Source organism: Cellulomonas pakistanensis (genome assembly GCF_016862755.1).
GTDB lineage: Bacteria > Actinomycetota > Actinomycetes > Actinomycetales > Cellulomonadaceae > Cellulomonas > Cellulomonas pakistanensis.
In genome coordinates this window covers 78,746-98,491 of the sequence record NZ_BONO01000014.1, presented here as the reverse complement: position 1 = coordinate 98,491, position 19,746 = coordinate 78,746, and the positions used below count along the sequence as shown (strand labels likewise).

Genomic DNA, 19,746 nt, shown 5'->3' with positions numbered 1-19,746 from the left:
GCGTGTGAGGGCCGGGCGGAGCGGCTCAGCCTCGGGCCGCGAGCCGGGCGATCCGGTCGACGGCCTCCGTCAGCACCTCCGGCGCGCACGCGAGGTTGAGCCGCGCGAAGCCCGCGCCCTGCCGGCCGAAGTCCGGGCCGCTGGTCAGCGCGACCCGGGCCTCGGCCAGGATCCGGGCGGCCGGGTCGTCGCCCCAGCCGAGCGCCGACAGGTCGAGCCACGCCAGGTAGCTCGCGCCGGGCCGCCGGTACCCGACCTGCGGCAGCCGGTCCGCCAGCAGCGCGCCCAGCAGGTCGGCGTTGTGCTCGATCGCGGCGACCGTGCCGTCGAGCCAGTCGAGGCCGTGCGCGAACCCCTCGCGGGTGGCGATGACGCCGAGGTGGCCGGTCCGGCCGGTCATCTCCTCCGGCAGGCCGCGCACCAGGTCGGCCATCGGGCCGTCCGCGGTCACGACCAGCGCGCACTTCAGGCCGGCCAGGTTGAACGCCTTGCTGCCGGACTCGGCGGCGACCCCGTGCGCGCGGGCCGCGTCGGACACGGTGAGGTACGGCGTGAACGTGCGGCCCGTGTGGGTCAGCGGCGCGTGGATCTCGTCGCTCACCACGAAGCCGCCGTGCCGAGCGACGACCTCGGACAGCGCGACCAGGTCCGCGCGGTCGTGCACGAGCCCGAGCGGGTTGTGCGGGTGGCAGAGCAGGACGCCGCGCGCCGCGCCCGACGCGAGGGCCGCCTCGATGCCGTCGAGGTCGAGCCGGTAGGTGGTGCCGTCGTCGAGCAGCGGCACCTCCACCACCGCGGCGCCGGCCTCCGGGACCAGCTCGAAGAACGGCGGGTACACCGGCGGCGTGATGACGACGCCGTCGCCGGGCGCGGTCAGCCGGCGCAGCGCCTCGACGATCACCACGCTGACGTCGGTGGCCGTGCGCATCCCGGCCGGGTCCGGCGACCAGCCCCAGGCGCGCTCGGCGTACGCGGCGAACGCCTCCTTCGCGCCGCCGCCCGACGCCTCCGCGTAGCCGGCGTCCCCGCGGTCGACCGCCTCGTGCAGCGCCGCGACGACCGCCGGTGCGAGCGGGTAGTCCATCTCGGCGACGAACAGGGGCAGCACGTCGGCCGGGTGGGCCGTCCACTTCTCGCTCCCGCGGCGGCGGAGCACGTCGAGCGGGTGGGCCTGGGTCGTCGCGGGCATGCTCAGCAGGCTAGGGCGTCCGGCACGGCCCGCGCGGTCACCAGCGCAGCGTGAACCAGACGACCTTGCCGCCGTCGGGCGCGGGGCGCCAGCCCCACGCGGAGGTGACCGCGTCGAGGATGTGCAGGCCGTGGCCCCCCGGCAGGCCCTCCCGCCCGGCGCGGCGGCGGGGGAGGACGGCCGCCGCGGCGTCGCCGACCTCGAACGTGACCTCGCGGCGGGCGCCGACGGCGCGGATCGTGATCGTCTTCGTCCCGGGCGCGTGGCGCAGGGCGTTGGTGAACGCCTCGCTCATCGCGAGCTGGACGGCGTCCACGACCTCGCCCGGGGCGCCGGCGTCGGCGGCCCGGTCCATGGACCAGGTCCGGGCGCGGGAGAGCGACGACGCCGACGACGGGAACGCGCGCTCCTCACCGCGACCCGTCCCGTGCACCAGGCGACCGTACCCAACCGCGGCGCCGACGTCCCGCCGACACGGCCGAGGCGGCCGTTCTGCACCCGGACCCACCCCGATGCGCCCGGCCCCCGCGGCGCCGCACCCGGCACCCGGGTGGGTGTCGTTCGGCGCGACGGGGGACGGCCCGGCCCGCATACTGACCCCGTGACCACCGACCGGACGCCCGCGGGCGCGCTGCCGCCGGGCGGTCGCCTGCGCGTCGACCCCGCCGACCCCGCCGTGCTGCACGTCGAGGGCGAGGTCGACATCGACGTGGTGCACACGTTCGCCGAGTCGCTCGGCGTCGACGAGATCGGCGCCGGCCGCGCGCTCGCCGCCGCCGGCGTGCAGGAGGTCGACCTGAGCCGGGCGACCTTCATCGACTCGTCGGCCATCGCGCTGCTGGTGTCGATCGCCCCGCACCGCCGGCCCGAGCGGCTGCGGGTGCGCGGCGCGAGCGGGGCCCCGCTGATGACGCTGCAGGTGACGGGGCTGGACTCGATCCTCGAGCTGGTCTGAGCCCGGCCGTCAGACGAGCATCGGCTCGCGGACGCCGCCCGCTGCACCCCGCCGCGTCGGGGGCGCGCGCAGCCCTCCGGGGCGGGGTCCGGTGGTCGCGGGGTGCGGGACCGCGCCGGGCTCAGAGCGCCGAGTGCGCGCCGATCCGGTGGTACGTGCGGTCGTGGTAGACCAGCGGCGACGGCTCGGCGACCCGGGCGGCGGCCGGGCCGTCCGGAGCGCTCGCCTGCAGCGCCCGCAGCGACACCAGGTAGGAGTCGCCGACGGGGGTCCGCTGCACCACGCGGGCGCGCACCCAGGACACCGCGCCGTCGATCACGGGCTCGCCGGTGGCCAGCGACGTCCAGCCGCCCGCGGCGAACCGGTCGAGCCCGCTGGTGGCGAACCGCGCGGACACGTCGTCCTGGTCGTCCGCGAGGAAGTTCACCGCCACCGTCGGCGCCGCCGACACCGCCGGCCAGGACGAGGACGTCGAGGCCAGGGAGAACGCCAGCAACGGCGGCGCGGCCGACACCGAGATCACCGAGGTGGCGGTGAAGCCGACCGGCCGGCCGCGGTGCCGCAGCGCGACGACGGCGACGCCCGCGGGGTGCCGGCGGAACACCTGCTTGAACTCGTGCGGCGCGAGCTGGGGCTCGTCCTGCTCGGCGAGCAGGCGCTCCAGCGGTCCGAGGTCGGTGCGCTCCGCGGTCACCGGGCCACCACCGCGAGCTCCTCGGCCGGCAGGCCGAGCGCCCGGCGCAGCGGAGCCGCCGCCCGGGCGAGCCACGCGTCCAGCTCCGCGTCGAGGTCGCCGAGCTGCGCCTCGGTGAGGGTCAGCGAGCGGGCGGGCACGACGGCACCCAGCTCGACGAGCACCGGGCGCAGGTGCACCTCGCCGGCGAGCGCGTGCGCGGGGCTGCCGGAGACGACGAGCGGCACGGCGACGACGCCGGCCAGCCCGTCCGGGCCGTACAGGTCGAGGAACGCCTTGAGCAGGCCCGTGTAGGAGGCCTTGTAGACGGGCGTCGCGACCACCGCGACGTCCGCGGCCGCGACCCGCGCCAGCGCGGCGTCGGCGGCGGGGTGCGGCGAGGTGAGCAGCTCGCCGGCGAGGGTCGCCAGGTCGACGACCTCGACGGGGGCGGGGTCGACGGCGAGCGCGGCGAGGCGCTCGGCGGCGGCGCGTGCGGCGGCCAGGGTGCGGGACCCGGCGCGCGGGTTCCCGGAGACGGCGACGACGGACGGGGACGACATGGTGGCCTCGCTAGGGGGTCGATCACGGTTGCCGTGCGGCGGAGCGGCGCGAGCCGGCCGACGGCCAGGTCATCTCCCGGAGCACCCGCCGTGACGTGGGGTTGCTGCCCAGCCAGCCGGGGCTTGACGCTGGGACTCGTGACCTCGGGGCGGAGGTCTAGCACCGGACCGGCCCGGCCGCGCGCACCCGGCCGGGAGTTCTCACGATCCGGGACCGTGCGACCGGCCGGGACGTCCGTCCCGTGACAACGCTCCGGCATGCGAGACGCGGGCTGTCGGCCGTTGACGCCCGGCGGCGCGGGTTCGTAGGTTCCGCGGCACCGGATCGCCACCGGGGCACGCCGCAGCGCGGGTCCCCGGGGGCGGACCGGGTGGTCATGAGCTCCGACGCGTAGCCCCGGCTGGTCGGACGGCAACCCCCCGCGCGGGTGGGTGCCCCGGGTGAGGACCAGGTCCACCGCCGCCGGTGGTGGACAACACGCGGACCCGTCCGTCCCGGGCGGGTGCAACCGAGGAGATCGCATGAGCCGGACCGTGCAGGCGCCCTGGGCGCTCTCGGCGCCCGCCCTGCCCCGCGCCGCCGCCACGCCCGGCGAGCGCTGTCGCTGTCGTCGCTGACGGCGCCCTGCCTCCTCGCGTCCCTCCCGCGGACGCCTGAGCCCGGCCGCTGCCACCGGGTCCCGGCCACGAGCCGGCACCGGCCCGCACCCGCAGGACGCCCGCGCGCCCGGACCCGGGCCGCCGCCGCGTACCCGCCACCCCTCGTCGTCCGTCGCCGTCCCCGGCGCCGCCGGCCGCCTCCGCGCGCCCGCGCCGCCCTCGATCGGAGCCGTCATGCCCTTCTCGTCCCCCCGCGCCGACCGCCGCGCCCGGCTGGGCGTCGACCTCACCGCCGTCGGCGCCCGCCCCGGCGCGCACGGCGCCCTCGGGTCCGTGGCCGCCCGCCCCTTCGACGGCGAGCGGCTCGCCCGGCTCGTGCACCGCGCCGACCGCGGCCTGCTCGACCTGGTCGCGCTGGGCGGCGGCCTGCTGCTGCACCCCGGCCGCGGCCGGGTCGCGGGCCGGCTGGACGCCGCGGTCGCCGCCGCCCGGGTCGCCCCGCTGGTCCGCACCGCGGCGCTGGTCGCGGGAGTCCCGCACGACGGGGTGGAGGCCGGGCACCTGGCGGGCGCGGTCCGCGGGGTGCAGGGCGCGGCCGGCGGTCCCGCGGGCTGGCAGCTGACCGGGCCGGGCGACGACCGGGCCGACCCGGCCGACCCGGCCGACGAGCGGGCGTGGGCCCGCGGCGCCGCCGCGGCGGTCGAGGCGGTGCTGGCGGCCTGGGACGCTGGCGCGCTCGCCCCGGTGCGGCGCGCCGGCGACGGCCGGTTCCGCGTCGACCACGACGGCGTCCGGTTCGCGGTGCGGGGGCGCTCGTCGGCCCGCGCGGCGGCTGCGGGCGGTGCCGGCGGCGCGTCGGCCCCGGCGCGGCCGCTCGTGGTCGTCCCCGTGGCCGGCCCGGAGGCCGAGGCGCTCGCCGGCCGGTACGCGGACGTCGCCCGGCTGACCGCGCCCGACCTGGCTGCCGCCGCCGCGGCCCGGGCCCGGGTGCGGGCCGCCGCCGTCGCGGCCGGGCGCCCGGCCGACGCCGTCGAGGTGCTGCTGGACGTCGACGTCGCCCTGGCGGACGACCGGGACGCCGCCCTGGCGCGCCTGGACCTGGTGCGCTCGGTGGACCGGCCCGACCTCGGCGTCGCCGGCGCCGTCGTCGCGGGCACCGGCGCGGACCTGGCGACCGTGCTCGCGGACGCCGTCCGGGACGGGGCGGTCGACGGGTTCGTCGTCCGGCCGACCTCGGCCGAGGCGGACCTCGCGACGCTCGTCGAGCGGACCGTGCCCGCGCTGCAGCAGGCCGGCGCGTTCCGGCTCCGGCCGGGCGAGGGGGACGACGACGCGACGCCGGCCGCCGGTGCACCGGTCACCGCCGGGCCGTCCTGGCTGCCGCCCGCGCCCCGCTGGTCCGCTCCGGCCGACGGCCCCTGGTCCGCCGCGCCGTTCGCGCTGACCTGACGGCGCCGCACCGCACTCCGCACGACCCCGCACCCGACCCCTCCGACCGACCCCGAGGTGACCCCGATGACCACGACCCCGCTGCGGGTGCCCGTGCTCGACCCGGCCCCGCCCGACCCGGCTCCCTTCGACCCGGCTCCGCTCGACCCGGCGCGGCTCGCCGTCCGCGACGCGCGGCTGCACGACCCGCAGGTCGGGCCGCTGCTCGACGGCCTGGCGCGCGAGTACAGCGCCCGGTACACCGGCCTGCTCACGCCGGCGCAGCTGCGCGACGAGCTGGCGCTCTTCGGGGCCGACGAGTTCGCCCCGCCGCACGGTGCCCTGGTGCTGGTGCTCGAGGACGGCGACCCGGTCGCGGGGGGTGCCTTCCGCCGCCGCACCGAGCCCGAGCACGGCGACGCCGCGCGGCTCGCCGACCCGTCGGTCCGGGACGCCGAGGGCGCGCCCGCCGTGCCGACCGCGGAGCTCAAGCGGATCTGGACCCACGCGGCGCACCGCCGCCGCGGCCTGGCGCGGGTGGTGCTGGCCGAGCTGGAGGCGCGCGCAGCCGCGGCCGGCTACCCGCGGCTGTACCTCACCACCGGGCCGAAGCAGCCGGAGGCGGTCGGCCTGTACCTCGCGGCGGGCTACACGCCGCTGTTCGAGCCGTCGGCCTACCCGGGCGCCGCCGTGCCGCACGCCTTCGAGAAGTGGCTCGCCCGGTGAGCGCCGCGACCACGGCGCCCGCGCCGGCGCCCGCGCCCGGGGAGCCCGGTGCCGGCGCCGACCGCCACGCCCTCGCCGACCTGCCCGTCGTGCCCGCCCGGCACCCCGGTCGCTGGGTCGCGACCGCCGCCGTCGCCGTGCTGCTGGCCATGGTCGCCAGCTCGCTGCTCACCAACCCGCAGTGGGAGTGGGACGTCGTCTCGGAGTACCTCACCTGGCCGTCCGTGCTGGAGGGCGTGTGGGCGACCGTGCGCCTGACCGCGGTCGCCGCGGTGATCGGCTTCGGGCTCGGCACGGTGCTCGCGCTGATGCGGCTGTCCCGGTCGCCGCTGCTGCAGTCGGTGTCCTGGGCGTACTCCTGGGTGTTCCGGTCGGTGCCGCTGATCCTGCAGCTGCTGCTCTGGTACAACCTCGCCTACCTCTACCCGCAGCTGTCGCTCGGCATCCCGTTCGGGCCGGAGTGGCTCACGGTCGACACGCTCGACGTCGTCGACAAGTTCGGCGCCGCGGTGCTCGGGCTCGGGCTGTCGCAGGCCGCGTACTCCGCCGAGATCGTCCGGGCCGGGATCCTCGGCGTCGACCAGGGCCAGCACGAGGCCGCGGCGGCGCTCGGCATTCCGCGCGGCCGGCAGCAGTGGCGGATCGTGCTGCCCCAGGCCATGCGCACGGTCGTCCCGACGTCGGTGAACGAGATCATCGGCCTGCTCAAGGGCACGTCGGTGGTCTACGTGCTGGCGTACGGCGAGCTGTTCTACACGGTCGGCGTCATCTACGGCCGGAACCAGCGCGTGGTCCCGCTGCTGCTCGTCGCGGCGATCTGGTACCTGCTCCTGACCACCGTGCTCACCGTCGCCCAGTACTACCTGGAGCGCTACTACGCCCGCGGCGCGCTGCGCACCCTGCCGCCGACCCCGCTGCAGCGGGTGCGCTGGACGGTCGCCGTCGCCGCGGCCCGCGTCGCCGGGCGCCCGCTGCCCGCGGACCTGCCGCCGACGTTCCTGGCCGGCGCGCGGCGCGGCCACCTCACTCGCACCGACCGCACCGACCGCACCGCACCCAGCACCGCCGCCCGCACCACCGAGCGCACCGGAGGCAACCGATGACCAGCGTGCTGCACGCACCCGCCGCGGCCCCCGCCGCCGCGCCCACGCCCGCGACACCCGCGGCCCCCGCCGGCGGCCACCTCCGGGTCCGGGGCCTGTCGAAGTCGTACGGCACCCTCGAGGTGCTGCGCGGCGTCGACCTCGAGGTCCGCCCGGGCGAGGTCACGGTGATCCTCGGCCCGTCCGGCTCCGGCAAGTCGACCCTGCTGCGGCTCGTGAACCACCTGGAGCGACCCGACCACGGGTTCGCCGCCCTCGACGGCGAGGTGATCGGCTACGCCCGGCGCCGCGCCGGCTGGGGAGCGCGCCGCCGCGAGGTGCTGCGCGAGCTGACCGAGCGCGACGTGCTGCGGCAGCGCACCCGGATCGGGTTCGTGTTCCAGAACTTCCACCTGTTCCCGCACCTGACCGCCCTGGAGAACGTCGTCGAGGCCCCGGTCTCGGCTCAGGGCCGCCCGCGGGCCGAGGTGGAGGCCGAGGCCCGCGCCCTGCTGGCCCGGGTCGGGCTCGCCGACAAGGCCGACGCCCGCCCCCGCCAGCTGTCCGGCGGGCAGCAGCAGCGCGTCGCGATCGCCCGGGCGCTCGCCGTGAAGCCGGCCCTGCTGCTGTTCGACGAGCCGACGTCCGCGCTCGACCCCGAGCTCGTGGGGGAGGTGCTCGGCGTGATCCGGGACCTGGCCCACGACGGCACCACCCTCGTCGTCGTCACGCACGAGATCGGGTTCGCCCGCGACGTGGCCGACACCGTCGTGTTCATGGACGACGGCCGCGTCGTCGAGAAGGGCCCCGCGGCCCAGGTGCTCGGCAGCCCCGCGCACCCGCGCACCCGCGCGTTCCTCGACAAGGTCCGCTGACCCCCGTCCCCGCCCGGCGCGCGCCGCCCGGCCGCGCCACCCGTCCCCGAGAGGCAGTCCCGCCATGCGCACGACCCGCACCCGCCCGCCCGGCTCCCGTCGCCGCCCGCACGCCGCCCTGGCGCTCGTGCCCGTGCTCGCCCTGCTCGCCGCCTGCGGCGGGGCCTCCGACGCGGCCGAGCCCGGCGGCAGCGAGCTCCAGGACGCCGCCGAGGCCGCCGGCCTCGAGGTGAACACCAGCCCGGACCAGGACCGCGTGCACACCGCGGAGAACCCGGACGCGATCGCCCTGCTCCCGCCGGAGCTCGCCGAGCAGGACACGTTCACCGTCGCGGTCAGCGCGTACGTCGCGCCGCTGGCGTTCCTCGCCGACGACGACCAGACCCCGATCGGCCACGAGACCGACATCGCGCAGCTCGTCGCCGACGCACTCGGCAAGGACCTCGACCTCCAGGTCAAGGCCTGGGCCGACTGGCCGCTGGCGGTCCAGTCCGGCGACGTCGACGCCACCATCTCCAACGTCACGGTGACCGAGGAGCGCAAGGAGCTGTTCGACTTCTCGTCCTACCGGAACGACGAGCTCGGCTGGCTGGTCGAGGCCGGCAGCGACATCACCGCGATCGACGAGCCCGCGGACATCGCCGGCCTCACGGTGGCCGTCGGCTCGGGCACCAACCAGGAGAAGATCCTGCTCGCCTGGGACGAGGAGAACCAGGCCGCCGGCCTCGACCCGGTCCAGGTCGAGTACTTCGAGAACGACGGCGACACCATCCTCGCGCTGCAGTCCGGGCGGATCGACGCCTCGTTCGGCCCGAACGCCACCGCCGCGTACAAGGCCAAGGTCTCGCCGCAGGACTTCACCGTCGTCGGCACGCTGAACGGCGGCTGGCCGGACACCGCGCAGATCGCCGTCACCACGCTCAAGGGCAGCGGCTGGGCCGACGCCGTCACCGCCGCGCTGCAGGGCGCGTTCGACGACGGCTCGTACCAGCAGGTCCTCGAGCGCTGGGGCCTGGAGGACGAGGCGATCGACGCGCCCGAGACCAACCCGCCGGGCCTGCCGAAGACGTCCTGACCGCCGTCGGCCGCCCGCACCCCACCCCGGAGGAGAACCATGTCCGAGAACCCTCGCGTCCCGCTGTCCGTGCTCGACCTCGCGGTCGTGCCCGCCGGCGGCACGGGCGCCCAGGCCGTGCGGGCGGCCGTCGACCTGGCCGTCGACCTCGACCGGCTCGGCTACCACCGGGTCTGGTACGCGGAGCACCACCTGTCGCCGGGCGTCGGCTCGGCGTCGCCCGCGGTGCTCGCCGCCGCCGTCGCCGCCCGCACCGAGCGGATCCGCGTCGGCTCGGGGGCGGTGCTGCTCAGCACCACCAGCCCGCTGGTCGCGGCGGAGCAGTTCGGCACGATCGCCGCGCTGCACCCGGGGCGCGTCGACCTCGGGCTGGGGCGGGCGTTCGCGCCGCCGGGCGGGCCGAAGGACGGCGCGCCGGGGGGCACGGCGCCGGGCGACACCGTGCCCGTCGCCGCCGCCCCGGCCGCGCCTGCCGACGCCCCGGCCGCACCCGCCCCGCGCCCTGCCCTCGGCCCCCGCGTCGTCGACGGCCTCTACGTCCCCGGCGCCCCGCCGATCGACGGCTCCGACTCCGTCCTGCGCGAGCGGCTGCGCGCGCAGAAGCGGGTCGTCGGCGCGTCCCGCACCCCGGCGGCGTTCCGCGACGAGCTCGGCCTGGTCCTCGGCCTGCGCGCCGGCGACTACGCCGAGGCCGACGGCACCCGGCACGTGGCGCCGCCGGTCGAGGGCGCCGACTTCGACCTGTGGGTGCTCGCCTCGTCCGCGGGGGAGAGCGCCCGGGTCGCCGGGGAGCTCGGCCTGCCGATCGCGGCGAACTTCCACGTCAGCCCGGCCACCACGCTCGACACGATCGCCGCCTACCGGGCGGCGTTCCGCCCCGGCGTGCTCGACCGGCCGTACGTCGTCGTGTCGGCCGACGTGCTGGTCGCGGAGACCACCGCCGAGGCCCGCGCCCTCGCGACGCCGTTCGCCGACTGGGTGCTGTCGATCCGGCGCGGCGCCGCCGGGGCCGTCGCGTACCCGCACCCCGACGACGCCGTGCCGTGGGAGGAGCGGGCCGCCGACGAGCGCGCCGTCGTCGCCGACCGGGTCGACACCCGGGTCGTCGGCGCCCCCGCGGACGTCGTCGCCCGGCTGGAGACGCTCCAGCGCGTCACCGGCGCGGACGAGCTGCTGATCACCACCGCCACGCACGACCCGGCCGACGCCCGGCGGTCGTTCGCGCTGCTCGCCGGGGCATGGGGCGTCGCGCCCGGCGCCGACGCGGGCGCCGCGACCGCCGGCGACCCGCACCTGACCCTCGTCTGAAGGAGCCCGCCATGACCAGCACCACCGGCACGACCCCCGCCACCGCCGAGGCCGCGACCCCCGAGGCCCTGGTCCCTGACGCCCCCGCCCCCGACGCCGCGCTTGCCGACGCCGCGCCCGCCCTGCGTCCGCCCACCGAGGCCGCCGCAGAGGTGGCGCACGGCGCGCTGCTCGTCGACGTCCGCTCCGCCGGCGGCCGCGCCTCGCACGGCGAGATCCCCGGGTCGACCCCGCTCGACCGCACCGACCTCGACGCCCTGTTCGGCCCGGCGCACGCGCCGGTCATCTCGATCGACACCCCGGTCGTCGTGGTGTGCGGGTCGGAGAACGGCTCCCGCCCGGTCGCCGAGGCCCTCGCGGCCCGCGGCTACACCGTGTCCCACGTCGACGGCGGCTTCCCGGCCTGGAAGGCCGCCGGCCTCCCGGCGGAGCCCCCGGCCGAGGCCCCGGCCGACGCCCCCGCCTGACCCGCCTGCCCCACCCGACCGCCCGCCCCGCCGCCCGCTCACCCCCGGACCGCCCGCCCGCCCCGACCGCCCCGCCCGCCCAGCAGCCGCCGAGGTAGGGCCCCCCGCCCGAGATAGGACCGCGCACGGCCCTATCTCGACGCGGACGCCCTATCTCGGCGGGAAGAAGACGAAGGAGCCACACCCATGCCCGTCGAGTTCCTCGGCATCGCCACCACCAACGACGCCTCCGAGACCCGCGCCGCCACCACCCGCCCGTTCGACCCCGGCTACCTGGAGCGGATCGTCCGGGCGCACGAGGACACCGGTTGGACCCGCGTCCTGTTCGCGTACGGCTCGTCCGGCCCGGAGCCGGCGGCGCTCGCGGCCTACGTCGCCGCGCGCCTGCCGTCCATCGAGCTGCTGCTCGCGCACCGGCCGAACGTCTCGTACCCGACCTACGCCGCCAAGACGTTCGCGACGCTGGACCAGCTCTCGGGCGGCCGCCTCTCCGTCCACTTCATCACGGGCGGCAACGACCACGAGCAGGGCCGCGAGGGCGACACCCTGACCAAGGACGAGCGGTACGCCCGCACGCAGGAGTACATCCAGATCGTCCGGCGGGCGTGGACGTCCAGCGAGCCGTTCGACCACCACGGCCGGTTCTACGACTTCGCCGACTTCCACCTCGACACCAAGCCGGTCGACGGCCACGTGCCGACCATCTCGTTCGGCGGGTCCTCGGACGCGGCCTTCAAGGTCGGCGCCGCCGAGGCGGACATCTACGCCGTCTGGGGCGAGCCGCTCGACCGCACCCAGGAGCAGATCGACCGGGTGCACGCCGAGGCCGCCGCCGCGGGCCGCGCCACCCCGCCGCGCATCCACGCCGCGTTCCGGCCGATCATCGCGCCGACCGAGGAGCTGGCCTGGGAGAAGGCGCACCGCGTGCTGGACGCGATCGAGGCCCGCAAGGCCGCGCTCGGCGGCGTGCTGAGCAAGCGGCACCCCATCGACGCCCCGCAGAACGCCGGCTCGCAGCGGCTGCTGGAGATCGCGGCGCAGGGCGACCGGTTCGACTCGGTGCTGTGGACCGCGACCGCGAAGGCCACCGGCGGGGCGGGCAACTCGAACGCGCTGGTCGGCACGCCCGAGCAGGTCGCCGAGGCGCTGCTCGCGTACTACGACCGCGGCGTCCGGATCATGTCCGCCCGCGGCTACGACCTGCTGGACGACGCGGTCGACTTCGGCCGGTACGTCATCCCGCTGGTCCGCGAGGGCGTGGCCGCGCGCGACCGCGAGGCGGCCACCGCGACCGCCGCGGCCTGAGCGCGCGCCGGCCGCGCGGCCGGCCGCGGCGCCGAGTGCCCAGAACCCGGGGGACGAACCGGGGCGAACCGGAGAAGTTTCTGGGCACTCGGTGCATCCGCGCGCGACCCGCGGTCCGTAGAGGGGGTGTCAGCACGCCCCGTCCCCGGGGTCGTCCCGGGGGCACGGACCGAGGGAGCACCCCATGCGTCATCGTCCGTCCGTCACCTTCGTCGCCGCCGGCATCGGCTCGGCGCTCCTGGTGGCCGCCGCCGCGCTGCCCGCCTCCGCCGCCACCGGCGGGACGGCGTCGCTCGCCGTCCTGCACGGCGTCCCCGACCTCACCGTCGACGTCTGGGTCGACGGCACGCGCACGCTCGACGACTTCACGCCCGGCACGCTCGCCGGGCCGCTGGACGTGCCGGCCGGCGCGCACACGATCGCGATCACCGCCGCGGACGCCGCCGACGACAGCCAGCCGGCGATCGGCCCGGTCGAGGTCACCCTGGAGGCCGGGGCCAGCTACACGGCCGCCGCCCACCTCACCGAGGCGGGCGACCCGACCGCGACCCTGTTCACCAACGACACGTCGCAGGTGCCGGCGGGGCAGGGTCGCCTCGTCGTCCGGCACGTCGCCGCGGCGCCCGCGGTGGACGTCCTCGCCGGCGGCAGCCCGGTCGTGACGAACCTGGCCAACCCGGACGAGCAGGCGCTCACCGTGCCGGCGGGGACGGTGTCCGCGGCGGTCGCGGCGACCGGGACCACCGAGCCGGTGCTCGGCCCGACCGACCTGGACGTCGCCGAGGGCGCGGCCACGATCGTCTACGCCTGGGGCTCGCTCGAGGCGGGCAACCTGGCGCTCGCCGTGCAGACCATCGACGGCCTGCACTCCGCGCCGGGCGGCGTGCCGTCCGGCGAGCTGGGCACCGCCGCCGAGGGCGGGTCGCCGGTCCCGTGGGTCGCGGCCGCCGCGCTGCTGACGGTCGTCGCCGTGGCGGGTGCGGTCGGGCCGGCACGCCGCCGGGTCGCCCGCGCCACCGCGGACGACCGCCGCTGAGGACGCCGGGGCGCGGGTGCGTCGTCCCCGCCGCCCGCGCCCCGGTCCACCCCGCGCGCGTCGCCGCCCGCACCGGCGCCGCGCGCGGCCCGGGAGGTCGACGGGTCCGACCGGGATCGAGGGCTCCGGGCCCCGGTCCCGGTCGGGACCCTCGATCTCGTCGCGACGATCTCGCGGAGGCACCGTGCCGAGCACCGTCCCCGACCCCCGGTCACGCCGCCGCCCCCTCGGCGCTGCCGGGCTCCTGACCCTCGCCGTCGTCGTGCTGGGGCTGGCGGCGGCGGGGGTCGCGGGGCTGCTCACCGGCTCGGCGCGGCAGGACGCCGTCGAGGTCGTCTCGTCCCCGCCCACGCCGTCCGCCACCCCGTCGCCGACGGACCCGCCGCCGGCGGCCGCAGCGCCCGCCGTGCCCGTCGCCCCCGCGACGCCCCCGCCCGCCGCCGCACCCTCGCCGACCGCGCCGGTGCGCGTCGCGATCGCCGGCCGCGACGTCGAGGTGCCCGTCGACCCGGTCGGCGTCGCCCCCGACGGCCAGATGGAGATCCCGCCCCTGGCCGAGCGCGGCGGCTGGTACCGGTTCGGCGCCGACCCCGGTGACGACGCCGGGACCACGGTCGTCGCCGCGCACGTCGACTCGATCGCGTCGGGCGGCGCGGGGCCGTTCGCCCGGCTGGTCGACGTGCGGCCCGGCGACTCGGTCGAGGTCACGCTGGCCGACGGCAGCACCCGGGCCTACGCCGTCGACGCCGTGACGCGGTTCCCCAAGGACGAGGCCCGCTGGCCGGACGTGTTCACCCGGGACGGCCCGCCGCGGCTCGCGCTGGTGACGTGCGGCGGGGAGTTCGACCGCGCCTCGCGGCACTACGTCGACAACGTCCTGGTCACGGCGACCCCGGTCGGCGCATGATGGCCTCCGCGACCCCCGCACCCCGCGGCGGGACCCGGCCCGCGAGGAGGCGCGCCCTGTCCAGGCCCGTCGCGCACCTGCGCCCGCCGCCCGAGTGGGACGACGACGCCCTGGCGCGCGCGTTCGAGGCGGGGGACGAGCTGGCGCTGGCCGAGGCGTACCGGCGGTGGTCGGCGTTCGTGCACACGGTGGCGCTGCGGGCGGTCGGGTCGGCGGCCGACGCCGAGGACGTCACCCAGCAGGTGTTCGTCGCGGCATGGCGCGGCCGGTCGGGGTACCGGGCGGACCGCGGCCCGCTGCGCGCGTGGCTGACCGGCATCACCCGGAACGCGGTCGCCGACGCGCTCGCCCGGCGCACCCGCGACGCGCGCGACCTGCGCGCCGTCGCCGCCCGCGCGGGTCGGGAGCCCGAGCCGGAGGCCGCCCGGGTCGCGGACCACGTCGTGGTCGTCGACGAGCTGCACCGGCTCGGCGAGCCGCAGCGCACCATCCTGGCGCTCGCGTTCTACGACGACCTCACCCACGACCAGATCGCCCGGCGGCTCGACCTGCCGCTCGGCACCGTGAAGAGCCACATCCGTCGTAGCCTGCTACGGCTGCGCGACCGGTTGGAGGTGGACGGTGCCGCACATCGACCCTGACGCCGTCGCGCTGGCCGCGCTCGGGGAGCCGCTCGACGCGCAGGAGCGCGCGCACCTCGCCGGGTGCGCGGACTGCGCGCGCGAGGTCGCGTCCCTGGCCGCCGTCGCCGCGGTCGCGCGGGACGGGTCCGGCGACGCGCCCGTGTCTCCGCCGGCCGGGGTGTGGGACCGGGTGCGGGACGAGCTCGGGCTGGCCGACGACGTGCTGCCGGACGGCAGCGCGGGTGCGGGGCCGCGCGCGGTCGCGGCGGGGCCCGGGCCGGGAGCGCCCGCCGCGGTGCCCGCCGGGCCCGCCACGCCCGCCCGGCCCGTCGCGCCCCTCCGCCGCGGCCGGTGGCTCGCCGCCGCTGCCGCCGGCCTCGTCGTCGGTGGTGTCGCCGGCGGGCTCGCCGTGGGCGCCGCGCTGCGCCCGCCCGCCGAGACGGTCGTCGCCGAGGGCCGGCTCGACGCCCTGCCCGGCTGGTCCGCCTCGGGTGACGCCGCCGTCGAGGAGGACGCCGCCGGCCGCCGGACCCTGGTGGTGCGCGTCGCCGACGCGGACGCCGACGGGTTCCGGGAGGTGTGGCTCCTCGACGCGGGTGCGACGCGCCTCGTGTCCCTGGGCGTGCTCGACGGCGACGAGGGCCGGTTCGCGCTCCCGCCGGGTCTGGACCTGGCGGAGTTCCCGGTCGTCGACGTGTCGGCGGAGGCGTTCGACGGCGACCCCGCGCACTCGGGTGACAGCATCGTCCGCGGCGAGCTGGCCACCCCGGCCTGACCTCGCCCGGACGGCGACGAGGAGCGACCCGTGCAGACGTGGGACCCCGAGCGGTACTGGACGGCGATCCGGGCCGAGCGCGCCCGGCTGGTGGCGGAGCTGGAGGAGCTGCCGCCCGAGGCCTGGTCGGCCCCGACGCTGTGCGGGGCATGGTCGGTCGAGGACGTCGTCGCCCACCTCGCGGCGGGCGCGAGCACCGGCCGCTGGGCGTGGTTGCGCAGCATCGTCGGCGCGCGGTTCGACGCCGACCGGCACAACGCGCGCCGGCTGGCGGAGCACCGGGGCCCGACCCCCGCGGACACGTTGGCTGCCCTCCGGTGCACGGTCGACTCCCGCGTCGCGCCGACCGGCGACCTGTGGGCGTGGCTGGGCGAGGTGGTCGTGCACGGGGCGGACGTCCGCGAGCCGCTCGGGCTGCCGGGTGCTGCGGCGCCCGACGCCGTGGTCGTCGTCGCCGAGGGATTCGCGCGCAAGGACTTCGCGGTCGCGTCGCGGACCGTCGCGCGGGGCGTCCGGCTCGTGGCGGACGACAGCCCGTTCCGCGCCGGCGAGGGCCCCGAGGTGACCGGCTCGACGCTGGACCTCGTCATGGCGATGGCCGGCAGGCCCGTCGCCGCCGACCGCCTGGCGGGCGACGGGGCCCCGCTGCTGCGGTCCGCCGTGGCGGCGCGGCAGCCGGCGCGGCGCGGCTGACCGCCCGCGCCCGGCTCATCCGCCGCGGGTGAGGCCGGCCGGCCGCGGCGCGGTCACGGTGGGCGCAGGCGTGACGCCACCACCGGCGCCCCGCCGTGGGGAGGGTGCGGATGGTCGGTGCAGGCGGTGGCGCGCCCGTGCTGGTCGTCGGCGCGGGTCCCGTCGGTCTGACCGCGGCGTGCGAGCTCGCCCGCCAGGGCGCGCGGGTGCGGCTGGTCGACGCGGCGCCCGAGCCCACCACCCAGTCCCGCGCCGTCACGGTGCACGCGCGGACCCAGGAGCACCTGGCGGCGATGGGGGTGCTCGACGAGCTCGCGGCGCGTGCGGTGGCCATCACGGCCGTCGAGGTGCGCTCGGGCGCCGCGGGCACGCTGCGGCTGCGGGCGTCGACCGCCGGGATCGACTCGCGGTACCCGCGCGCGCTCGACGCCCCGCAGCCGGTGACCGAGCACGTGCTGGCGGAGCTGGCCGCGCGGCTCGGGGTGGTCGTGGAGCGCGGGGTCGAGCTCACGGACCTGAGCCAGGACGCGGGCGGGGTCGACGTGGCGCTGTCGTCCGGCGCCGGGACCGGCCGCGAGCGGTTCGCCTGGGTCGTCGGCGCCGACGGCGGGCACAGCCGGGTGCGGGCGGCGGTGGGCGAGCGGATCGAGGGCGTGTTCCACGGCGAGCACTTCCTGTTCGCCGACGTCGCCGCCCGGACCACGCTGAGCCCGGACACGATCCGGCTGTTCGCGGGCCCGGACGGCGTCTCGGGGGCGTTCCCCATGCCGGACGGCCGGACCCGGTTCCTCGTGCAGGTGCCGGCGCCCGGCCCCGGCGCGGAGCCGACGCTCGACCAGACGCAGCGGCTCGTCGACGACCGGATGGGCGAGCACTGGCGGCTGTCCGACCCCCGGTGGCTCGTGTGGTTCGAGGTGCACCACGGCCAGGTCGAGCGGTACCGGCGGGGGAGGGTGCTGCTGGCCGGGGACGCCGCGCACGTGCACAGCCCGGCCGGCGGCCAGGGAATGAACACGGGGATGCAGGACGCGGTGAACCTGGCGTGGAAGCTGGCGCTGGTGAGCACGGGCCGCGCGGGCGAGGAGCTGCTCGACAGCTACCACGCCGAGCGGCGCCCGGTCGGCGCGGCGGTGGTCCGGCAGACCACGCGCCTCACGCACGCGGTCGCGTCGGCCGGGGCCCGGGCGCACTTGCGGGACGTGGGCCTGCTCCTGCTCGGCCACCTGCCGGCGGTCGGCGAGGCGGTGGCGTCGAGCCTGGCGGAGGTGCGCGTCCGGTACCGGGGGAGTCCCGCGGTCGGCGGCGGCGCGGGCGTGCGCGGCGCGTGCCCCGGCGACCACGCGCCGGACCCGGCTGGGCTGACGGACGCGGCGGGCGCGGAGACGTGGGTCGGCGACCTGCTGCGCCGGCCCGGGCACCTGCTGCTGACCACCTGCCTGTCCCGCACGTCGCACGAGCGCCTGCGAGCGGTGCTCGGCGGGCTGGGCACGGTGGTGCCGGTCGTCCCGCGGGCGGACGGCGTGCCGGGGCCGGTGCTGGTCGACCCGGGCGGGCACGTCGCGGACCGGTACGGCATCGGGCACGACGGCGCCGCGCTGGTCCGCCCCGACGGGTACCTCGGCTACCTGGCCGCGCGGACGGACCCGGACGCGGTCGCGGACCACCTGGCGACCCGCGAGCACGTCCGGTTCGCGCGCGGGGCGTGACCGCTGGCCGTCCGGCTGGTCCGGCGCCCGGCACGGCCGGCGCCGAGTGTCCAGGAACCTGCCCGGTTCGGACGGGTTCGTCCCCGGGGTTCTGGGCACTCGGCGCGCGAGCCGGGCGCGGGCGCCGGGCGCGCGAACCGGGCGCGGGCGCCGGGTCAGCGCAGCGCGGGACCGGCCGCCAGGGCCGCCTCGGTCTCGGCCAGCACCTCCGGCGCCTCGTGGTGCGCGCGCGGGGTGCGGGCGAACACCGCCGCCGCGACGCCCGCGAGCAGCGCGACGACCGCCGCCACGACGAACGCCGTGTGCAGCCCGCCGGCGAACGCGTCCTGCGCCAGCGCGGTGGTCGCGGCGTCGAGCCCGTCGGGCACCAGGCCCTGCGCGACGCCCTCGGTGCCCGCCAGCGCGGTGCCGTCGAGCCGGGCGGCCGTGCCCGCGGACACCACCGCGGCGAGCACCGCGGTGCCGAGCGCGCCGCCGAGCTGCAGGGACGTCGCCTGCAGGCCGCCCGCCACGCCGGCGAGCTGCACGGGTGCGCTGCCGACGATGGCGTCCGCGCCGGCGGTCATCACCATGCCGACGCCGAGCGCCAGGACCACGAACGGGACCGCCATGCCGAGGTACGGCGAGTCGACGTCGATCCCGGTGAGCGCGAGCAGCGCCGCGGCGATGAGCACGAGCCCGGTGGCCATCGGGACCCGGATGCCGAACCGGGCCACCAGCGCCGCCCCGATCGGGGACGCGACGATCGAGACGCCGCTCAGGGGCAGCAGCATCAGGCCCGCGGTGAGCCCGTCGGCGCCGCGCAGGTTGAGCAGGAACAGCGACAGGAAGAACGTCACGCCGAACAGCGCGAAGAAGTTCACCGCCACCGCGACCGCGCCGACGGTCAGCGTCGGGTTCCGGAACAGCTGCAGGGGGAGCAGCGGGTGCGCGACGCGCTGCTCGACGAGCCCGAACGCGACCAGCAGGGCCAGGCCGACCACCAGGGCGCCGAGGGTCAGCGGGCTGGTCCAGCCCCAGGACTCCGACTGCACGACGGCCAGGACGACGGCCAGCAGGCCGAGGGCGAGCAGCACGACACCGGGCACGTCGATCCGGGTGCGCGCGGGGGCGGTGCTCTCCTCGAGCACGCGGCTGCCGAGCACCAGGCCGATCACCGCGATGGGCGCGTTGATGTAGAACACCCACTCCCAGCCGGCCTGCTCCACCAGCAGCCCGCCGACGATCGGCCCCGCGGCGATCGCGACGGAGGACACCCCGCCCCAGATGCCGACGGCGGTGCCGAACTTCTCCTTCGGGAACGTCGCGCGCAGCAGCGCGAGCGTCTGCGGCATGAGCAGCGCGGCGCTCAGCCCCTGCAGCGCGCGGAACGCGATCACGCCGCCGGTCGTGCCGACGAGGCCGATCGCGACCGACGTCACGGCGAACGCGGCGACGCCGACCAGGTACATCCGGCGGCGGCCGAACCGGTCGCCCAGCTTGCCGCCGAGGATGAGGAACACCGCGAGCCCGAGCAGGTACGCGTTGGTGATCCACTGCAGCTCGGCGAACGAGGTGCCGAGCGACGCGGAGATCGCGGGGTTGGCGACGGACACGACCGTGCCGTCGAGGCCGACCATGAACAGGCCGAAGCAGACGGCGGCGAGCGTCGGGCCGGGCGCGCCGCGGCGCGAGGGCCGGGCGCCGGGCGCGGCCGGCGAGGGGTGCGTGGGCACGGGAGGGCTCCTGGGGAGTGCGGGGTGGGTCGCGTCCGGGACCTC

General features: G+C 78.2%; 20 protein-coding genes and 2 riboswitches. Of the genes, 15 read left to right on the top strand and 5 right to left on the bottom strand.

What is annotated here, in order from left to right; translation table 11 throughout:
* Positions 1–25: 25 nt before the first annotated feature.
* Both Cpa01nite_RS10670 and Cpa01nite_RS10665 read right to left on the bottom strand, forming a co-directional pair.
* Positions 26–1,189: a MalY/PatB family protein gene (locus tag Cpa01nite_RS10670; RefSeq protein WP_203668741.1), complete on the bottom strand. Its 1,164-nt coding sequence runs from the start codon at positions 1,187–1,189 to the stop codon at positions 26–28.
* Between the two features lie 37 nt (positions 1,190–1,226).
* Positions 1,227–1,622 carry an ATP-binding protein gene (locus Cpa01nite_RS10665; RefSeq protein WP_203668740.1) on the bottom strand — a complete coding sequence of 132 codons (396 nt, stop codon included), beginning with the start codon at positions 1,620–1,622 and terminating at the stop codon, positions 1,227–1,229.
* A 168-nt stretch (positions 1,623–1,790) separates the two neighbouring features.
* Between Cpa01nite_RS10665 and Cpa01nite_RS10660 the strand changes: the two genes are divergently transcribed.
* The gene (locus tag Cpa01nite_RS10660; RefSeq protein ID WP_203668739.1) at positions 1,791–2,144 is read left to right on the top strand and encodes an STAS domain-containing protein; all 354 of its coding nucleotides are present in this window, start codon (positions 1,791–1,793) and stop codon (positions 2,142–2,144) included.
* Positions 2,145–2,265: 121 nt separating this feature from the next.
* On the opposite strand, the gene Cpa01nite_RS10655 is transcribed toward Cpa01nite_RS10660, so the two are convergent.
* Both Cpa01nite_RS10655 and Cpa01nite_RS10650 read right to left on the bottom strand, forming a co-directional pair.
* Positions 2,266–2,838, bottom strand: coding sequence for a flavin reductase family protein (locus Cpa01nite_RS10655; protein WP_203668738.1), 573 nt, complete (start codon positions 2,836–2,838; stop codon positions 2,266–2,268).
* Positions 2,835–3,380 (bottom strand): NAD(P)H-dependent oxidoreductase, encoded by a 546-nt coding sequence (locus Cpa01nite_RS10650; protein ID WP_203668737.1) that lies wholly within the window; start codon positions 3,378–3,380, stop codon positions 2,835–2,837. Before Cpa01nite_RS10650 ends, Cpa01nite_RS10655 begins: the two co-directional genes overlap by 4 nt.
* Positions 3,381–3,421: 41 nt before the next feature.
* Positions 3,422–3,524: riboswitch (SAM riboswitch) on the bottom strand.
* 229 nt (positions 3,525–3,753) lie between these two features.
* Positions 3,754–3,867, top strand: a riboswitch (SAM riboswitch).
* A gap of 347 nt (positions 3,868–4,214) precedes the next feature.
* Here Cpa01nite_RS10650 and Cpa01nite_RS10645 point away from each other — a divergent pair.
* The 14 genes from Cpa01nite_RS10645 (at position 4,215) to Cpa01nite_RS10580 (ending at position 17,986) form a co-directional block, all read left to right on the top strand.
* The gene (locus Cpa01nite_RS10645) at positions 4,215–5,429 is read left to right on the top strand and encodes an LLM class flavin-dependent oxidoreductase (protein ID WP_203668736.1); all 1,215 of its coding nucleotides are present in this window, start codon (positions 4,215–4,217) and stop codon (positions 5,427–5,429) included.
* A 66-nt stretch (positions 5,430–5,495) separates the two neighbouring features.
* Complete coding sequence (locus Cpa01nite_RS10640; protein WP_203668735.1) at positions 5,496–6,134, top strand: GNAT family N-acetyltransferase; 639 nt, start codon at positions 5,496–5,498, stop codon at positions 6,132–6,134.
* Positions 6,131–7,237: an amino acid ABC transporter permease gene (locus tag Cpa01nite_RS10635; protein WP_239068703.1), complete on the top strand. Its 1,107-nt coding sequence runs from the start codon at positions 6,131–6,133 to the stop codon at positions 7,235–7,237. Before Cpa01nite_RS10640 ends, Cpa01nite_RS10635 begins: the two co-directional genes overlap by 4 nt.
* Positions 7,234–8,091 (top strand): amino acid ABC transporter ATP-binding protein, encoded by an 858-nt coding sequence (locus Cpa01nite_RS10630; protein ID WP_203668733.1) that lies wholly within the window; start codon positions 7,234–7,236, stop codon positions 8,089–8,091. Before Cpa01nite_RS10635 ends, Cpa01nite_RS10630 begins: the two co-directional genes overlap by 4 nt.
* A gap of 64 nt (positions 8,092–8,155) precedes the next feature.
* A complete protein-coding gene (locus Cpa01nite_RS10625; protein ID WP_203668732.1) occupies positions 8,156–9,166 on the top strand; it encodes an ABC transporter substrate-binding protein in 1,011 nt (336 codons plus the stop codon).
* 39 nt (positions 9,167–9,205) lie between these two features.
* A complete protein-coding gene (locus Cpa01nite_RS10620) occupies positions 9,206–10,474 on the top strand; it encodes an LLM class flavin-dependent oxidoreductase (protein ID WP_203668731.1) in 1,269 nt (422 codons plus the stop codon).
* Positions 10,475–10,485: 11 nt separating this feature from the next.
* Positions 10,486–10,941, top strand: coding sequence for a rhodanese-like domain-containing protein (locus Cpa01nite_RS10615; protein WP_203668730.1), 456 nt, complete (start codon positions 10,486–10,488; stop codon positions 10,939–10,941).
* Between the two features lie 186 nt (positions 10,942–11,127).
* Positions 11,128–12,246, top strand: a complete 1,119-nt coding sequence (locus Cpa01nite_RS10610; protein WP_203668729.1) for an LLM class flavin-dependent oxidoreductase — start codon at positions 11,128–11,130, stop codon at positions 12,244–12,246.
* A 184-nt stretch (positions 12,247–12,430) separates the two neighbouring features.
* Positions 12,431–13,282 carry a DUF4397 domain-containing protein gene (locus tag Cpa01nite_RS10605; protein ID WP_203668728.1) on the top strand — a complete coding sequence of 284 codons (852 nt, stop codon included), beginning with the start codon at positions 12,431–12,433 and terminating at the stop codon, positions 13,280–13,282.
* 184 nt (positions 13,283–13,466) lie between these two features.
* Positions 13,467–14,189: a class F sortase gene (locus Cpa01nite_RS10600; RefSeq protein WP_203668727.1), complete on the top strand. Its 723-nt coding sequence runs from the start codon at positions 13,467–13,469 to the stop codon at positions 14,187–14,189.
* Complete coding sequence (locus Cpa01nite_RS10595) at positions 14,186–14,830, top strand: RNA polymerase sigma factor (RefSeq protein ID WP_239068702.1); 645 nt, start codon at positions 14,186–14,188, stop codon at positions 14,828–14,830. The genes Cpa01nite_RS10600 and Cpa01nite_RS10595 overlap by 4 nt, the downstream gene beginning before the upstream one ends.
* Positions 14,811–15,587, top strand: coding sequence for an anti-sigma factor (locus Cpa01nite_RS10590; protein ID WP_203668726.1), 777 nt, complete (start codon positions 14,811–14,813; stop codon positions 15,585–15,587). Before Cpa01nite_RS10595 ends, Cpa01nite_RS10590 begins: the two co-directional genes overlap by 20 nt.
* A gap of 30 nt (positions 15,588–15,617) precedes the next feature.
* Positions 15,618–16,280 carry a maleylpyruvate isomerase family mycothiol-dependent enzyme gene (locus Cpa01nite_RS10585; protein WP_203668725.1) on the top strand — a complete coding sequence of 221 codons (663 nt, stop codon included), beginning with the start codon at positions 15,618–15,620 and terminating at the stop codon, positions 16,278–16,280.
* Positions 16,281–16,390: 110 nt separating this feature from the next.
* Positions 16,391–17,986: an FAD-dependent oxidoreductase gene (locus Cpa01nite_RS10580; RefSeq protein WP_203668724.1), complete on the top strand. Its 1,596-nt coding sequence runs from the start codon at positions 16,391–16,393 to the stop codon at positions 17,984–17,986.
* Positions 17,987–18,141: 155 nt separating this feature from the next.
* Here Cpa01nite_RS10580 and Cpa01nite_RS10575 read toward each other — a convergent pair whose 3' ends face one another.
* The gene (locus Cpa01nite_RS10575; protein WP_203668723.1) at positions 18,142–19,701 is read right to left on the bottom strand and encodes an MFS transporter; all 1,560 of its coding nucleotides are present in this window, start codon (positions 19,699–19,701) and stop codon (positions 18,142–18,144) included.
* Positions 19,702–19,746 lie beyond the last annotated feature (45 nt).

Bases quoted from the DNA above. Each gene is read 5' to 3' on its own strand.
- Cpa01nite_RS10645 (WP_203668736.1), top strand. From the start codon at position 4,215: ATGCCCTTCTCGTCCCCCCGCGCCGACCGCCGCGCCCGGCTGGGCGTC.
- Cpa01nite_RS10630 (WP_203668733.1), top strand. From the start codon at position 7,234: ATGACCAGCGTGCTGCACGCACCCGCCGCGGCCCCCGCCGCCGCGCCC.
- Cpa01nite_RS10620 (WP_203668731.1), top strand. From the start codon at position 9,206: ATGTCCGAGAACCCTCGCGTCCCGCTGTCCGTGCTCGACCTCGCGGTC.
- Cpa01nite_RS10605 (WP_203668728.1), top strand. From the start codon at position 12,431: ATGCGTCATCGTCCGTCCGTCACCTTCGTCGCCGCCGGCATCGGCTCG.
- Cpa01nite_RS10580 (WP_203668724.1), top strand. From the start codon at position 16,391: ATGGTCGGTGCAGGCGGTGGCGCGCCCGTGCTGGTCGTCGGCGCGGGT.
- Cpa01nite_RS10610 (WP_203668729.1), top strand. From the start codon at position 11,128: ATGCCCGTCGAGTTCCTCGGCATCGCCACCACCAACGACGCCTCCGAG.
- Cpa01nite_RS10640 (WP_203668735.1), top strand. From the start codon at position 5,496: ATGACCACGACCCCGCTGCGGGTGCCCGTGCTCGACCCGGCCCCGCCC.
- Cpa01nite_RS10615 (WP_203668730.1), top strand. From the start codon at position 10,486: ATGACCAGCACCACCGGCACGACCCCCGCCACCGCCGAGGCCGCGACC.
- Cpa01nite_RS10625 (WP_203668732.1), top strand. From the start codon at position 8,156: ATGCGCACGACCCGCACCCGCCCGCCCGGCTCCCGTCGCCGCCCGCAC.
- Cpa01nite_RS10595 (WP_239068702.1), top strand. From the start codon at position 14,186: ATGATGGCCTCCGCGACCCCCGCACCCCGCGGCGGGACCCGGCCCGCG.
- Cpa01nite_RS10650 (WP_203668737.1), bottom strand. From the start codon at position 3,380: ATGTCGTCCCCGTCCGTCGTCGCCGTCTCCGGGAACCCGCGCGCCGGG.
- Cpa01nite_RS10670 (WP_203668741.1), bottom strand. From the start codon at position 1,189: ATGCCCGCGACGACCCAGGCCCACCCGCTCGACGTGCTCCGCCGCCGC.